We start from the raw sequence: 15,470 nt of genomic DNA on the forward strand, positions 1-15,470 counted from the left end.
AGTCATTCACAGAAATGACTTTTTTCAATCAGGAGTCTTTTAAGCAAGGAGAAGCGAAATGAAAGCGCAGATCGTTAAATTTATGAAGGATGAAGAGGGTGCGACGGCGATCGAGTATGGATTGATTGCAGGCCTAGTCTCGATCGCAATTATCGCTGGCCTGACTCTAATCAGCCCGGAACTGTCGCGGATCTTTAATGCGATTGCTGCAGCTCTTGCCGCTGCCGTTGCACCGACCTAATGGCTAAGACAGGCAGTCAAGCCAGCAATACATGATGACCGTTCTCGTCATCAGTTTGTGTGCTGCCGTGATTATCTATGACCTGCTATTCCGACGTGTCCCGAATTGGCTACTGCTGGCAGCCTTTATGTCACACGTCGGATGGCTGGTCGTGATGGGAAACGGACTGAATGGCATAGACATCTGGCAATCGCTGATCGGCGGCTTCGTCGGCCTTGTCTTGTTTCTGCCCTTTTACGCCTTGCACGCAATGGGGGCGGGCGACGTCAAGTTCTTTGCATTGCTGGGATTGATGATGGGCGTATCCGCGCTGCTGCCAATATGGCTGATCGGTAGTGTCATCGCAGGCCTGCATGCAGTGGCGTGGCACGTCGCAAGCAGACAGCTCGTCATGCTGCCCGCATGGAATCTGCTCACCGACAAGGTAACCGGAAATAGCTGGTATCAGGCGATGCTGAAGAACAGAAAAGGAAGACGCGGCATTCCGTATGCAGCCTATCTGGCCATCGGGGCCATTGCCATCAGCACAACCAGGACCGTTTTCGCACAAGGATGAAGTCATGCAGGCGAAATATCGGAAACCGACAACAGCAACATGCAAGGTCAAGGCTCTGTCATGCCTCTCCTTGCATACCCGTCTATTGGAAAATCGCTTCCGCATTCGCAGACAACAGGGTGCGTCAGCGATTGAATTCGCGCTCGTGTTTCCCCTGTTCTTCCTGATCTTTTACGCCATCATCACCTATGGCCTGATTCTCGTGGCACAGCAATCCGTCACACTCGCTGCCGCCGAGGGCGCACGTGCAGCACTACGGCATGCCGAAGCCGAGAATATTCGTGACGATCATGCAGAGGCCGCAGCCAAGGGACCCGCAAGCGTCGCAGCGTGGCTTGGGCTCAACAATCTCGACGTCACAAAAACTCTGCTGGATCCCTGCCCCTATACCAACTCAGCACGCTGTTACAGCGTCACTGTCAGTTACCCATACGCAGAACGGCCGTTGGTTCCATTACTGCTCGGACCACTGATGGAATTCGCGGTGCCCACGCAACTATCCAGCACCGCCATCGTGCAACTCGATTGATCACCTCAAGCGACGAGAATAACAATGAACAAGCTGACGAAGATTATCGCCGTACTACTGATTCTGCTGGCCGTCTGCCTGGCGGCACTCGCATGGTGGATGGGCCGCCAGATTCCGGAAAAGGCACCGGTCGCAGTGATGGAGCCAGCACCCGCCTACCCCGCCGTCATCGCCGCCGCACAGCTCGAGAACGGCAAGCGTATCGAGGAACAGAGTCTGCGGCTGATCGAGTCTCCCCGTCCGATCCCCGGCTCCTATCAATCCATCGCGAGCGTGGCGGGACGCATTGCCGCCAACGACATCGCGCCGGAAACCCTCATCACGGAAAGCAATCTGGTGCAGGGCATTGCCCTGCAACTGGCGGACGGCGAACGTGCGTTGGCGCTTCCCGTCGATGAAGTGGTCGGCGTCGGCAACAAGCTCAAACCCGGCGATTACGTCGATGTCTTCATGACCCTGAAAGAGGGATCGCATATCGAGAAGGGACAGGCACGCCTGCTGGCTTCGCGACTGCGCGTACTGTCCTATGGCGCGCTGGTGATCGGCAACAGCGAGTCGGCCGAAGAAAACACCTTGCGCAAATCCTCTTCGTCGTCGCAACCGCGAACCGCGGTACTGGCAACGCCGGTCGAAGAAGTCAATTCGCTGCTGCTGGCCGCCCAGAACGGCAAGCTGGCGCTGGCACTTCGCCATCCGGGAGACACCGGCATGGCCGATGCCGACCTGTTTCCACAAGCGGCGCTGGTCCTGCCTCCAAAGAACGGTCTCACCCAACGCGAGAAAGAAGCTCTGCTTGCGCCCGACAATCGTGCCTTTGCAGGCATCGATGCCGCCACCTGGAGCGCAGACAGGCAACGGCGCGACACGGTGGCACGACCTGCGCCCGTGGCGAAGACCGGCAACGTTCCCCATCGCACCCTGGAAGTGATCAAGGGCACGCAACGCGAGCAGGTTCGCTTCTGATGGCCATGTCCTGCATGACCATCGCATGCAGGCAGTTCAACACCATTTCACCGAGGGCTCCACCAAAATGAAAATAAGACAGCTCCTTGCCATCACCGCCCTGTTGGTCACGCTGCCCACTCTGGCGAACGAGCATCATCTGACCGTTGCGGTCAAGGAACAGCGTCCGCTTCCGGTTCCGGCCGATCTGGAACGCATCGCCGTGGCCGATCCCGACATTGCAGATGTCATGGTGATCGCCGGCAATCGCAACCGTCCCGGCAGCATTCTCCTGACCGGAAAGAGTCCAGGCTCCACCATCGTGACGGCCTGGTCGCGCAACCGCGTCGAAACCGTCTGGCAGATCGATGTGCAAAGCCAGCTGCATGGACAGTTGCCCGAAACCGGTGCCGATCTGCGCATCAGCGGCGGCAATGCCATTCTGCGCGGAGAATCACCATCGACCATTTCCCATGCAGGCACCGCCGCAGTCGCCACCGCTTCGGTCGGCAGCGGCAAGGTGCTCGATGCCGCAACAGTGCGGACCGGCGGCATGGTGCAGATCGACGTCAAGATCGTCGAATTCAGCAAGAACGTTCTGAAGGAAGCCGGTTTCGACTTTCTGATCAACAAGGGACATGGCGCCTTCAGCTTCGGTCTGCTGGAAGGCAACAACCTCGTGAGCCCAAATGCTGCGGGGCGCTACAACTTCGCCTCGCCGGCTTCACGCGCGTTCAACCTTCTCAACCGCGGCGCCATCAACACACGTGTCAGACTGCTCGAAACCAATGGCCTGGCACGCGTGCTGGCGCAGCCATCCCTGATCGCGCTGTCCGGACATACCGCGAGCTTCCTGGCCGGCGGTGAACTGCCGATTCCACAGGCGGGCGGCCTGGGCACCACAACCATTACCTACAAGCCATTCGGCATCGGCATGACGGTCACGCCAACCGTCTTGTCGGCCAACCGCATCGTGCTCAAGGTGGCGCCGGAAGCGAGCGACATCAACAACCAGGACAGCATCGAAGTCAACGGCACCCTTATCCCCGCGATCTCGACGCGCCGTGCGGAAACCACCATGGAACTGGGTGACGGCGAGAGCTTCATCATCGGCGGCCTCGTCTCGCGCGAAACGCGTTCCAATGCCAACAAGGTTCCGCTGCTCGGCGACCTTCCGATCATCGGCACCTTCTTCCGCAGCATGCAGTATTCCCAGGATGAGAAAGAGCTGACCATCATCGTCACGCCCCATCTGGTACGCCCGCTCGCAAAAGGCGTTCAACCTGCGCTGGCCGGCGAGGATCGCGAAAGAATCGACACGCCGGGCAACGCATGGGGCGCCTACCTGATGGGCGTTGCCTATCCGGATGAACTGCCGGGCTTCTCCAGATAGACAGGAAACAACTTGGACAGATACATGGGACACCAATCGTCAGGCAACATGCAGAAAGGCAGCAAGTTCGTGTTCTGCTCGTCGAACGAAGCCCACTTTCACTGGATCAGTGCAGCACTGCATACATGGCAGGTGGTGCAGCAGGAACTCGCGCCCATCGAAAGGCTGGCGGAACAGATCGGCCGCGCGCGGCCGCAACTCGTTCTGCTCGACTTCTCCGGAAATTGCCGCGGCACGGGCGAGGAGTGCGCCCAGGACATGCTGGCCCTGGCCCAAACGCTCAAGATCAGGCACCCCGGCATGCATCTGGTGGCCGTCGGTTCCAGCAGCCATCCGGAAGGAGCGGTAGCCGCCATCAATGCCGGCGTCCATCACTTCATCAACATGCAGGCCGACGGCGCAGAAGCGCGCGACGTGGTCGGCACCATGATTGCAGGACTGCCGTCGGCCGATGCCGACCCATGCAGTGTGATCGCGCTGCTCGGCGCACGCGCAGGTATCGGCACCACCACGCTGGCCGTTCATCTGGCGGATATCCTGCAGCGGCAGGACACCAGCCAAAGCAGCGGACAGCGCGTCGCGCTGCTCGACCTGGGCTGGCCGGCAGCCGATGGACAGCTTTATCTGAACATCAGCAACGGCGACTTCGATCTGCTCGACGCCATCCGAAATCGTCATCGCATGGATGCCACCCTGATCCAGACCGCGCTGGCGCACGACCAGCACGGACTGCGCGTGCTTTCCCTGCCCCATGCGAGTGAAAAAACGCACGCCATCTCCGGCACGGACGCGATCGGATTGCTGACGCACCTGCGCGCCTACTTCGATGTACTGATCGTCGATCTCGGCGGATTTCCGGATGGGGAATTGATCGCGCGCATCGCCAATGCCGCCGACCAGGCCTGGTTGCTGACGGACCAGAGCGTCGGTTCGCTGGTGTCGCTCGACGCACTGATCAAGATGCTCGACAACAGCCAGCTGGCGCGCAGCAAGCGCCATCTCATCGTGAATCGCTACGACGACCGTTCAGGCATGAGTGCCTTGCAGATATCGGAACGATTCAAGACCACATTGAAGACCACCATTCCGGAAAGCCGGGATGCCCTGGTCGCCGCTGCCAATGCCGGCAAACTGCTGCACGAAAACAGCCGTTCACATGCCTACATCAAGGCAGTGACCTCGCTAGCCAGCCAGATCCTTCACAGCGAAGAAGGCAGCCGGCAGCCGGGCGGCCTGTTCGACTGGCTGCAACGCCGCCTGACACGGCAGGCAAAACGACACGCTTAACCCGGGGCACATATGAGCGATCAGATCATGGAAGGCGAGCACGACAAATTCCTCACTTCGCAGGAATTCCAGGACATCAAGGCGGCGGCATACGACAACCTGCTGACGCGCATCGAGGAACTCGGTGCGGAATTCGGCCGCTGGTCGCGCACGGCCATCCAGCAATTCGTCAATCTCGATGTGGATGGCTTTGTGCGACTGCGCCGCATTCCGCTCAATGAGAACGAGGTGCGGCTGATCGCCGATGCGCTGACCAAGGAACTGGCCGGACTCGGTCCGCTGGAAGACCTGCTGGGCGATCCGGAAGTCGAAGACATCCTGATCAACGGTTACAACGACGTCTTCGTGTCACGCCACGGTATGCTGCAGCGCGAGACCTTGCGCTTTACCGACAACAATCACCTGCTGCGCATCGTGCGCCGCATCCTTGCGCCGCTTGGCAGACGTCTCGACGAATCCAATCCGATGGTTGACGCGCGACTGCCGGATGGCGGCCGTCTCAATGTCGTGATCGAACCGCTGGCCGTCGATGGCCCCATGGTCTCCATCCGCAAGTTTCGCAAGGACCCGCTCAAGCCCAGCGATCTGCAGGAGCTCGGCACCTTCAACGACGACCTGTTCACGCTGCTGGAAAGCGCGGTGAAGGCGCGCTGCAACATTCTCGTTTCCGGCGGCACCAGCTCCGGCAAGACCTCGCTGCTCAATGCGCTGGCCTTCTTTCTTCCCGAGAACGAGCGCGTCGTGACCGTCGAGGACACTGCCGAGCTTTCGCTCAATCACCCGCACGTGGTACGACTGGAATCGCGCGTCGGCAGTTTCGAGGGAACCGGCGTGGTCACCATCCGCGACCTGATCCGCAACAGCCTGCGCATGCGCCCCGACCGCATCATCGTTGGCGAGGTGCGTGGCGCCGAGGTACTGGAAATGCTGCAGGCCATGAACACCGGCCATGATGGCTCGATGGCGACCATCCACGCCAACAGTCCGCGCGAATGCCTGCATCGCATCGAAATGCTGGCCGGGTTCGCCGGGTTCCAGGGCAGCGAATCCAGCCTGCGTCGCCAGATTGCCGGCGCCATCGACTTCATCGTGCAGATCGGCCGCCTCTCCAACGGCAGACGGCGCATCGTTTCCGTTACCGAAGTCACCGGCGTGGGTGACAACATCATCACCACGCAGGAGCTGTATCGCCACGAAAGCTATCTGTCGCCCGAAGGGGAAGAGAAGGATCGCTGGGTCTCGCTCGGCATCCAGCCGCACACGCCCAAGCTGCAACGCCGCCGGCAGAATCCATCCACCGCCTTGCCACCACAGGGAAGATACTGATGAACGCCATGATCCTGCTGCTGGGCGCTTTCGCAATCCTGCTGATCGCGCTTGCCATCATTCTCTGGCATGGCGCAGAGGCGCGCATGCGGCAGCAGGCGGCGGGCAATCTGATCGATCGTCATCTGCAGGGAAGCGGCGCAGCGCCTGTCGTCCGCGAACGCGAGCGATCGGCCGCACCGTTCGGCGGACTCAAATCACGCGCATGGAAGAATTTTCTGCTGCGCGCCGGTATCACACCGAACAGGACCTTTCACATCATGCTGGTGCTGCCGGGGCTCGTCCTGACCGCACTGGCCGCCACCATCTTCGGAGCGCTGTCCGCCGCCAGCACTTTGCTGCTCTATGCCCTGCTGCGTTACTTTCATCTGTGGTATCACGCCACCCGGCGCCATCAGAAGGCCGTGCGGCAACTGCCGGGGTTTCTCGACACCATGGTCCGGCTCGCCACCCTGGGCAACAGCATCGAATCCGCTTTCCAGTCCGCCATTCCTACCACGGATGCGCCGCTGCGTGAACTGCTGGACCGCGCCAACAGGCTGATCCAGGCCGGCATGAATCTCGATCAGGCACTGGTCCAGGAAGCGCGCGTGTTCCGCCTGATGGAACTGGAACTGATTGCCTCCGTGATCGGCGTGGCGCTGCGCTTCGGCGGCCGCGCCGACAAGGTGCTGGAGCGCATGAGCGCCTTCATGCGTGATCGCGAACAGGCACAGAACGAACTGGTCGCCCTTTCCGCCGAAACCCGTCTGTCGGCCTGGGTGCTGGCTCTGCTGCCCATCGGCCTGGGCCTTTTCATGATGATTTTCAACAATCGCATGTTCTCGATCATGTTGAACGATCCGGTGGGCTGGAATCTTCTCATGGTCGCGGTACTGCTCGAGATCGTCGGCGCCATCTGGCTGTATCGACTCGCCAAATCGGTATGAGGACGCCATGAACAAGGACTTGCTCTTTATCGCATCGATCGTGCTGCTCGCCTGCGCTGCCGCCCTGCTCGGCTCCGCATTGCTGCGCCGTGTCTGGGACATGATGCACAGCGAACGCTCGCTCAATCGCCGTATCGACACGCAGGAACGTTCTCAACCAGCCGCCGCAGTTCCGCCGCAACGCTGGCTGGATCGACTCACGACCCACGGCGCGCGCTGGCTCGATACCCCGCTCGGCCGCCATCTGGTGGCACTGGAAGATCGCCGCCTGCTGGACCAGTGCGGCGTCAACAACGTGCGTGGGCAAACCATCTTCTTTCTGATGCGCGTGGTGCTCGGCATCGGCCTGCCTGTAATCGGATGGAGCCTTCTCGAAGAACACAGTCTGCGCAACCTCGCACTTGTCCTTTTCTTCGGATTCGGCGTCGGTTACATGGGGCCGAAATGGGCCATGCAACGCGTCGCGGCCGATCGCCGGCGCCAGGCGGCCGAGGAACTGCCGCTGCTGATCGACCTCTTGCGTCTGCTGCAAGGCATCGGCATGTCCATCGACCAAAGCCTGCACATCGTCGAAAACGAGTTTGCCTCCACCATGCCCGTGCTGAATCGCGAACTGCGTTTCGCAAGCCAGCAATATGCCAATGGCCGCAGCCGCGAACAATCGCTGAAGCGGCTGGCCACGATCTTCGACAACGAAGACATCCACGCCATCACCCGGCTGATTATCCAGGTCGATCAGTATGGTGGCGCCGTACAGCAGCCCCTGCAGCAGTTCAGCGACCGCATACGCGAGCAGCGCAAACTCGATATGAAGGAACAGGTCGGCAAGCTGACCGTCAAGATGACTGGCGTCATGGTCCTCACCCTGCTGCCCGCCCTGTTGATCATCACCGGCGGATCGGGCTTTCTCGCCATCGTGCGCACACTGTCCAGTATGGGAAATTGATCATGACGAATCCACCTCTTCCGCGCTTCGGCAAGCTGTTGCTCCTGACTTCGGCACTCTGCGCAGTAGGCGCCTGCACCACCATCAAGGATTCGAATGCCCTGATGCAGCAGCACGAAACCATGATGCGAAAGCAGACCGCCGATAACGCGCAGCCGCAGATCGACAACAAGCAGGTCTATCTCGACATGATCAAGACCATGCAGGGCCGTTCCCTTTATTTTGCTTCGCTGGCGCATATCGATGCCTATGAAGCCGCGCATGGAGCAAGTCCGCAAACCCGCCGCCTGCGTGCGGATGCATTGCGTGCAAGCGGCCAGGAAGACGCCGCACGACAGCAATATCTGTCATTGCTGAACACCGAAGAAGCAGCCGCAGCCCATCATGGGCTAGGCCTGCTGGCAGCGCAGGCCGGCGACTATGCACGTTCCTCCGAACACCTGCGCGAAGCCATCCGCCTCGATCCGCTCGATGCACTGGCTCTCAGCGATCTCGGCTATGCATGCCTGTTGCAAGGCGATATTGCATCCGCCCGTGTGCCATTGATCCAGGCAGCCGAGCTTGCTCCCGACAACCGCAAGGTCATCGGCAACCTCGCGCTGTATCTGATGCTGGCCGGCGACAACGCCAAGGCCGACGCATTGATGAACAAGACCGGTCTGCCGCAGGAAACCCGTGACGGCATCGCACGCCGTGCCCGCGATCTGCAGAACGGCACAAATGATCGGCAAGCAGTTGGTTCCAACGAGGCAAACCGGCAGCACATGAACGGCGGCATGCAATTGCGCCTGCAAACCATGCTGGAACCTTCATTACGCATTCCGCCGCAATGACATCCACGGATCAAAAATACGGAGGCATCATGCCCGCTCTAAATTCCCTCTCCAGCCTGAACAAAAGCATATACCTGCTCGCTTTTTGTACGCTCATGCTTGCCGGCATGGCAGCTCATGCCCAGGAAAGTCCAACGGAAGCCGACAGCACCACCCATGAGCAAGCACCGACGCGGCGCATCGGCGAAGCGACGACAAACGCACTGCAAATGCAGGTGCAAGGCAGCCATGCAGGCGCCAATCTGCCCATCCTTGGCCCGGCAGCCAGTCTGAGCTGGCAGCGCTACCTGGACAGCTACAAGCACCCGATCCCGGAAACCTTCACCCGCACGCTTGACGAGGTCGGCACACGCTGACCGATATAGAAGAGACAGTCCATGCGCATACCGTTGCGAAGCCAACAGACAAATCAGGATGGAAACATCCTGATAATGGCTTCCATCGTCCTGTCGACTGCCATCATCCTGCTGGCATCGATCGATATCGGCTTTCTGTTTTACCAGAAGCGCGAGTTGCAGAAAATTGCGGACATGGCGGCGATTGCGGGGGCGCAGCAGTTGGCAAAAGATGATTGCGCATCCGCTGTTCAGACTGCCATTGGAAATGCGCAACAGCATGGTTTCCCGCTTGCGCCAGAAGTGACGACCGGCTTGTGGGATCCGCAGAACATATCGGATGACACGCAGTATTTTATTCCAGGAAACTGCAGCACATCCCCCAATGCCGTTCAGGTAAACGTCAATCGTAACTTCGGCAGTTTCTTCGGCGCATGGGTCAGCCAGAATGTGCACGCGAGTGCGATTGCAAAAAGCCCGTCATCACCATCCGCGGTCTTCTCGATAGGCTCTTCACTGCTTGAAGTAAATACTAATCAAAGCATTTTGGGGCCGTTGTTAAATAGTCCCCTTGGTATTCGACTTGGACTACGCCTACTGAGCAGTCAAGGCATTGCAGATACCACAGTCAAGCTTCTGGAATTCACAGATTTGGGGCTAAATACTGGTTCAGTTGATGGCCTGTTGGAAAGCCAGATTACCGTTGGCTCCTTACTGGACGCAATCGTTACCGTATTAGGAAATCGAGGAAACGAAGACGTACATATTGATCTTGGTCTTCTAAACGACGAAGTTTCCCAAATAACATCCGCGATTGGCACAGTACAACTAAAAATCAGTGATCTATTGAACGTTGATGCAAATACCATTCAGGCGGAGAGCGTACTTGATAGCGAAATAAAAGTTTCGGATTTGATCGGTGTCGCCCTACAAGCCGCCAACAAACATCAGGCTTTGACAGCCAATAACGCAATCAGCCTAGGTAATCTTGCAACAGTTGGGCTAAAGCTTGCCATCGTTGAGTCAGCCAAAATTGCAGTTGGCGGACCAGGTGTAACAGCGCATACAGCTCAAGTCAGGCTAATGCTCGACTTAAAATTACTCAATGCGACGAACAGCAATAACATTCTGGATCTCAATCTTGGAGTAGCCAGAATTAGATTGGGCCCAACTGCCGGACAAACCTTGTCACTTCCACTTCATCTCGAATTGGCATCTGGAACGGCCACGCTCGATGCACTTCGCTGTTTTCAGCCACCAGATCCACTCAAACATCACACAGAGATCAGCGCATCAACCGGCATCGTCCATGCATTCATGGGGAATCTTGATTCAGCCTATACCAACGTCAGTCTTCCTTGGAACACATTGGTTTCCAATGCGATTGCTGATCGAAGTGCGTTTGCAGATTTACTTGCGCTACGCCTTCGCACCAGCCTTCTTTTCGACATTGTTCCTGTCGCAGATGCCAGCGTAGCACTCAGAGCTTACGCAAATATTCCGATTGACAATAGTCATTCCCCACAATCCATAGAGTACTTAGTTAATCCTGAACGCCCTGTATTAGAACAAAACCTCTACACCGATATATCGTCAAATACGAATCTTCTCCAAAGCATAAGACAAGGTCTTCTTGCTCCAGGAAATTTAGTAATTGATGAGAATGCCATTAAGAATCTCAGTATTCTAGGCATCGATTTATCAGCACTACAAACCATAGTTAACGCTCTGCTAGGTCAAATCAACACGATTACGGCATGGTTAATAGGGTTGCTTGGTACGTTGCTCGGCCCAGTATTCAATCTTCTGGACAGCTTAGTACTGTCACCCTTATTGGATGCGCTTGGCATCAACATTGGTAACGCCCAAGTGCATTTGATCGATGTCAAATGTGGCGCATCAAACAACGTCCGGCTCGTCCATTGACTCTGCTCATCCGTGAACAGGACAACCATGCAAACTAACAGCTTCGCACACAGCACCTTCCGCTATCTCAATCTCGACCATCTGATCGCCCCCTTTCTCATCAAGGCGATCTACTGGCTCGGCATTGTCGTGATTCTCAGTGCGGGCTTCGGCAGTCTGTTTGCCGGACAAGATGGCGGCCCTCGCATCGGTGTGCCCCTGACCGTCATCGGCGTACTGCTGACGCTGCTGCTGTGGCGCCTGTTCAGCGAATTGCTGATCCTCGCCTTCAACCTGCATGCACGCCTGACTGAAATCCGCGATCTGCTCACGCTGCGCCAGACGCGCGTGGAATCGCATCGCAAGGCGGCCAATGCGCCGTCCCTGAAAAGCCCCCGTCTGAATTCGCAAGGCAAAGTACAGCATGATTAAACCGAAAGTCGCTCCGGAAAATATCGACATCTACGTCTGGGAAGGCAAGTCCGATATTTTCGATCGCATTGCGCGCTGCCTGGTCAGCGCCGACGTCGACGTGATTCGCGCCGACGGCATGGATTTCGTGCAGGAACAGGCACCTACCTCGCCTTCGATCGCCATCATTTCGGTCACGGTGATCGACAGCTTCGGCTTCAACACGCAGGAATGGCAGCGCACGCACGGCATGCCGGTGATCTGGGTGGCGGAAGCGCCGCGCGCCTACGATTCGCGCGTCTATCCGCCCGAGTATTCGCACATCCTGATGCTGGATTTCACCTGCGCGGAACTGCGGCGCCAGGTATTCGCCGTGGCCGGCGAACTGCAGCGCAACGGCAGTGCCGGCAATCCGCGCGATCCGCTGATTGCCGAATCCGACGTCATGCGCAATCTGCTCAAGGAAACCCGTGCCTTCGCCGATTGCGATTCCAACGTGCTGATCACGGGCGAGACAGGCGTCGGCAAGGAGCGCATTGCGCGGCTGCTGCATGATCACCACGGCCGCTACGGCAAGGGACCGTTCGTCGCCGTCAACTGCGGTGCGATTCCGGACGGGTTGTTCGAGTCGCACTTCTTCGGCCATGCCAAGGGCGCATTCACCGGCGCCATGCTGGCGCACAAGGGTTACTTCGAACAGGCCGATGGCGGCACGCTGTTTCTCGACGAGATCGGCGACCTGCCGCTCTACCAGCAGGTCAAGCTGCTGCGCGTGCTCGAGCAGAACAAGGTGACAAGACTCGGCTCGACCACCGAGATCGACGTCAACTTCCGTCTCGTCACCGCCACCAACCGCAACCTGCGCGAGCTGGTGCGGCAGGAGATGTTCCGTTCCGACCTCTACTACCGCATGGCCGTCATCGAACTGCGCGTGCCGAATCTGGAAGAACGCGGCGAGGTCGACAAGATCGCGATCTTCAAGGGCATCATCCAGCAGATCTTCAGCAACGAGAAACGCGATGCCGATGCCGCGCCCGAGATACCGGACTGGCTGTTGCGCATGGTGGCCTGCACCCGCTTCCTCGGCAATGTACGCGAACTGCGCAACATCGCCGAACGCGTGACCATCATTCGCCGCCAGTTCGGCGAATGGGATCGCGGCGCCATCGATCGCGTGTTTCTCGCACTGCGCGAATTCCAGGACGATGCACGCGAGGCCGAAAGCAACAGCGGCAAACCCAAGTGGGATGCCGCCGACCGCAAGCGCATCATCGAGGCGCTCGATGCGCACAACTGGCGGCGCCAGGATACGGCCAACTACTTGAAGATGAGCCGCAAGGTACTGTGGGAGAAGATGCGCAAGTTCGAGATCATCAGCGGCGATACCGCGACGCGCGAGGATCTGGACCCTTGACGCAAGCGTGCCGTTCCCAAAAACAAAAACCCCGCGTCATGCAACGCGGGGTTTTTGTTGTGAAGGAAACCGGAGAGCCGGCTTCGCTTCGGCCGATTATTCCGCAGCCTTGGCAGCGGAACGACGGCTCGGCAGTTTTTCCTTGATACGTGCCGACTTGCCCGAACGATCGCGCAGGTAGTACAGCTTGGCACGACGCACGTCACCGCGACGCTTGACTTCGATCGAGGCGATCAGCGGCGAGTACAGCTGGAACGTACGCTCCACGCCTTCGCCCGACGAGATCTTGCGAACGATGAAGTTCGAGTTCAGACCACGGTTGCGGCGCGAGATCACGACGCCTTCGTAAGCCTGTGCACGCTTGCGCGTACCTTCGACGACGTTGACGTTCACCACCACCGTATCGCCAGGGGCGAAGTCGGGGATGTTCTTGCCCAGACGGGCGATTTCTTCCTGCTCGAGTTGCTGGATCAGATCCATTTTTTGCTCCTTGAACCATCATGCCGGCGCCTTGACTGCCTTGCCCGGTAGAGGATGGGGTTACACACATTGCGGAACCGGGACTGCATTCCGCGCGATACTGCTACTTCAAACCTGCAAACTGCTCAAAAACCGTTCGTCGGCCCGCGTCAGCAAACCTGCTTCACGTGCCTTGGCGATCAGGTCGGGGCGCTTGGTCGCCGTGGCTTCCAGTGCGCGCTCGCGTCGCCATTTTTCGATCTCGGCGTGGTTGCCGCCCATCAGCACCGGCGGCACTGCCACGCCTTCGTGCACTTCCGGCCGCGTGTAGTGCGGACAATCGAGCAGGCCGTTGACGAAGCTATCCTCGACTGCCGAGGCATCGTCGTGCAGCACGCCCGGCAGTTGCCGTATCACCGCATCCATCAGCGCCATCGCCGGCAATTCACCGCCCGACAGCACGAAGTCGCCAAGGCTGATTTCCTCATCGACGCAAGCGTCGAGAAAACGCTGATCGACTGCCTCGTAGCGGCCGCACAGCAACACCAGGCCGGGCTCCATCTTCAGCTGCATCACGCGTTCATGCGTGAGCGGCCTGCCTTGCGGCGACAGATAAATCACTTTCGGTATCGGCAGCTCGGCCGCCACCTGCCGTGCCTTGGCTGCCTGCACCGCCGCTTCCAGCGGCTTGACCAGCATCACCATGCCGGGACCGCCGCCATAGGGCCGGTCATCGACGGTGCGATGCCTGTCGCTGGTGAAATCGCGCGGGTTCCACAGCGCGATTTCGCATTTCTTCTGTTCAAACGCCCGCCGGGTGATGCCCGACTGCGTGATCGCGGTGAACATTTCCGGGAACAGCGTGACGACGTCGAATTGCATCCCGTCCACTCCTCACACGGACGCAATCAGTAATCGCGTCCCCAGTCCACCGTGATTTTTCCTGCCTCGCGCTCCACCTTGATGACGAACTGGTCAACAAAGGGAATCAGCGATTCGCGCGGCTTGTCGTCGCCGGCGAACGGCTCCGCCACCTGCAGGATCGGATGCGCGCCGTTGTCCATCAGGCCGCTGACCGCACCGAGCGACTCGCCCTGCAGGTTTTCCACCGTGAGGCCGATCAGATCGACCCAGTAGAATTCGTTGTCCGACAGGGCAGGAAAATGGCTGCGCGCGATCTGCACCGTCGTGCCCTTGAGCGCTTCCGCCGCATCGCGATCGGCCACGCCCATCAACTGGGCCACCACATCGCCGCCGTGCTGCTTGGACTGCATCAGAGAAACGTCGCGCATCTCCGGCTTGTTCAGCCACCACGTCTTCGCATGCAGCAGTGCATCCGCCTCGGCCGAATAAGGCCTCACGCGCACCCAGCCTTTCAGGCCGTATGCGCCGGTGATATGACCGACCAGAACCAGATCTTCAGGAATCTGCATTCCCGATCGCGTCTCTGCAGACAAGACTTACGCAGCAGCTTTCTTGGCGCCGTCAACCAGACGTGCAACGGTCGGGGACAGTTGTGCGCCGTTTTCTTTCCAGTAGGCCAGGCGATCCTGAGCGATGCGGACGCCTTCTTCCTTGCCGGAAGCAACCGGGTTGTAGAAACCGATGCGTTCGATGAAACGGCCATCGCGGCGATTGCGCGAATCGGCTGCAACGATGTTGTAGAAGGGGCGCTTCTTGGCACCACCACGAGCTAAACGAATAACGACCATAATATTTCCAGATAAGTGTCAGAACACGGAAAAAGCCGCAAATTATAGCGCGGGACGACTCTGCACCGCAAGCCGCTTGAGCGGGTTTGCAACGATACGAGCCACCAGTCGCCGATCCGCCCTGCAAAACTTGCCAATTAACTCACACTTGGCGGCAAGCGCCAATCCAGTGCACATACTCGTCCGGCTGAACGTGCGCAGTGCATGCCGGCCGTTTCGCGCGCCCAAATCCCCTGTTTCCTCATGGCATGC

General features: G+C 58.8%; 18 protein-coding genes. 14 read left to right on the forward strand and 4 right to left on the reverse strand.

Annotated features, from left to right (window positions below; translation table 11 throughout):
- The first annotated feature begins 58 nt into the window (after positions 1 to 58).
- From IEV38_RS01930 to IEV38_RS01995, 14 genes are all read left to right on the forward strand, one after another.
- The gene (locus IEV38_RS01930; RefSeq protein WP_188394474.1) at positions 59 to 241 is read left to right on the forward strand and encodes a Flp family type IVb pilin; all 183 of its coding nucleotides are present in this window, start codon (positions 59 to 61) and stop codon (positions 239 to 241) included.
- Positions 242 to 272: 31 nt separating this feature from the next.
- Positions 273 to 797 (forward strand): A24 family peptidase, encoded by a 525-nt coding sequence (locus IEV38_RS01935; RefSeq protein WP_188394475.1) that lies wholly within the window; start codon positions 273 to 275, stop codon positions 795 to 797.
- A gap of 4 nt (positions 798 to 801) precedes the next feature.
- Complete coding sequence (locus tag IEV38_RS01940) at positions 802 to 1,326, forward strand: TadE/TadG family type IV pilus assembly protein (RefSeq protein ID WP_188394476.1); 525 nt, start codon at positions 802 to 804, stop codon at positions 1,324 to 1,326.
- Between the two features lie 24 nt (positions 1,327 to 1,350).
- Positions 1,351 to 2,289, forward strand: a complete 939-nt coding sequence (gene cpaB / locus IEV38_RS01945) for a Flp pilus assembly protein CpaB (RefSeq protein WP_188394477.1) — start codon at positions 1,351 to 1,353, stop codon at positions 2,287 to 2,289.
- 67 nt (positions 2,290 to 2,356) lie between these two features.
- Positions 2,357 to 3,661, forward strand: a complete 1,305-nt coding sequence (locus IEV38_RS01950; protein WP_188394478.1) for a type II and III secretion system protein family protein — start codon at positions 2,357 to 2,359, stop codon at positions 3,659 to 3,661.
- Between the two features lie 24 nt (positions 3,662 to 3,685).
- Entirely contained in the window at positions 3,686 to 4,948 is a 1,263-nt protein-coding gene (locus IEV38_RS01955; RefSeq protein ID WP_188394479.1) for a CpaE/TadZ family protein, read from the forward strand.
- A gap of 12 nt (positions 4,949 to 4,960) precedes the next feature.
- On the forward strand, positions 4,961 to 6,274 hold the full coding sequence (locus tag IEV38_RS01960) for a TadA family conjugal transfer-associated ATPase (protein WP_188394480.1): 1,314 nt from the start codon (positions 4,961 to 4,963) through the stop codon (positions 6,272 to 6,274).
- A complete protein-coding gene (locus tag IEV38_RS01965; RefSeq protein ID WP_188394481.1) occupies positions 6,274 to 7,203 on the forward strand; it encodes a type II secretion system F family protein in 930 nt (309 codons plus the stop codon). The genes IEV38_RS01960 and IEV38_RS01965 overlap by 1 nt, the downstream gene beginning before the upstream one ends.
- A 7-nt stretch (positions 7,204 to 7,210) precedes the next feature.
- A complete protein-coding gene (locus IEV38_RS01970) occupies positions 7,211 to 8,149 on the forward strand; it encodes a type II secretion system F family protein (RefSeq protein WP_188394482.1) in 939 nt (312 codons plus the stop codon).
- Positions 8,150 to 8,151: 2 nt separating this feature from the next.
- Entirely contained in the window at positions 8,152 to 8,982 is an 831-nt protein-coding gene (locus IEV38_RS01975; protein ID WP_188394483.1) for a tetratricopeptide repeat protein, read from the forward strand.
- Complete coding sequence (locus IEV38_RS01980; RefSeq protein WP_188394484.1) at positions 8,979 to 9,338, forward strand: DUF3613 domain-containing protein; 360 nt, start codon at positions 8,979 to 8,981, stop codon at positions 9,336 to 9,338. The genes IEV38_RS01975 and IEV38_RS01980 overlap by 4 nt, the downstream gene beginning before the upstream one ends.
- Positions 9,339 to 9,359: 21 nt before the next feature.
- The gene (locus IEV38_RS01985; protein WP_268234696.1) at positions 9,360 to 11,243 is read left to right on the forward strand and encodes a TadG family pilus assembly protein; all 1,884 of its coding nucleotides are present in this window, start codon (positions 9,360 to 9,362) and stop codon (positions 11,241 to 11,243) included.
- A gap of 27 nt (positions 11,244 to 11,270) precedes the next feature.
- Positions 11,271 to 11,654, forward strand: a complete 384-nt coding sequence (locus tag IEV38_RS01990) for a DUF4282 domain-containing protein (protein WP_188394486.1) — start codon at positions 11,271 to 11,273, stop codon at positions 11,652 to 11,654.
- A complete protein-coding gene (locus tag IEV38_RS01995) occupies positions 11,647 to 13,047 on the forward strand; it encodes a sigma 54-interacting transcriptional regulator (protein ID WP_188394487.1) in 1,401 nt (466 codons plus the stop codon). The genes IEV38_RS01990 and IEV38_RS01995 overlap by 8 nt, the downstream gene beginning before the upstream one ends.
- A gap of 96 nt (positions 13,048 to 13,143) precedes the next feature.
- Here IEV38_RS01995 and rplS read toward each other — a convergent pair whose 3' ends face one another.
- From rplS to rpsP, 4 genes are all read right to left on the reverse strand, one after another.
- Positions 13,144 to 13,527 (reverse strand): 50S ribosomal protein L19, encoded by a 384-nt coding sequence (gene rplS, locus IEV38_RS02000; RefSeq protein WP_188394488.1) that lies wholly within the window; start codon positions 13,525 to 13,527, stop codon positions 13,144 to 13,146.
- A 108-nt stretch (positions 13,528 to 13,635) separates the two neighbouring features.
- Positions 13,636 to 14,388: a tRNA (guanosine(37)-N1)-methyltransferase TrmD gene (trmD, locus tag IEV38_RS02005; protein WP_188394489.1), complete on the reverse strand. Its 753-nt coding sequence runs from the start codon at positions 14,386 to 14,388 to the stop codon at positions 13,636 to 13,638.
- 26 nt (positions 14,389 to 14,414) lie between these two features.
- Positions 14,415 to 14,939, reverse strand: a complete 525-nt coding sequence (gene rimM, locus IEV38_RS02010; protein ID WP_188394490.1) for a ribosome maturation factor RimM — start codon at positions 14,937 to 14,939, stop codon at positions 14,415 to 14,417.
- A gap of 27 nt (positions 14,940 to 14,966) precedes the next feature.
- Positions 14,967 to 15,218, reverse strand: a complete 252-nt coding sequence (rpsP, locus tag IEV38_RS02015; protein WP_188394491.1) for a 30S ribosomal protein S16 — start codon at positions 15,216 to 15,218, stop codon at positions 14,967 to 14,969.
- Positions 15,219 to 15,470 lie beyond the last annotated feature (252 nt).

This window comes from Oxalicibacterium flavum (genome assembly GCF_014635065.1).
GTDB lineage: Bacteria > Pseudomonadota > Gammaproteobacteria > Burkholderiales > Burkholderiaceae_D > Oxalicibacterium > Oxalicibacterium flavum.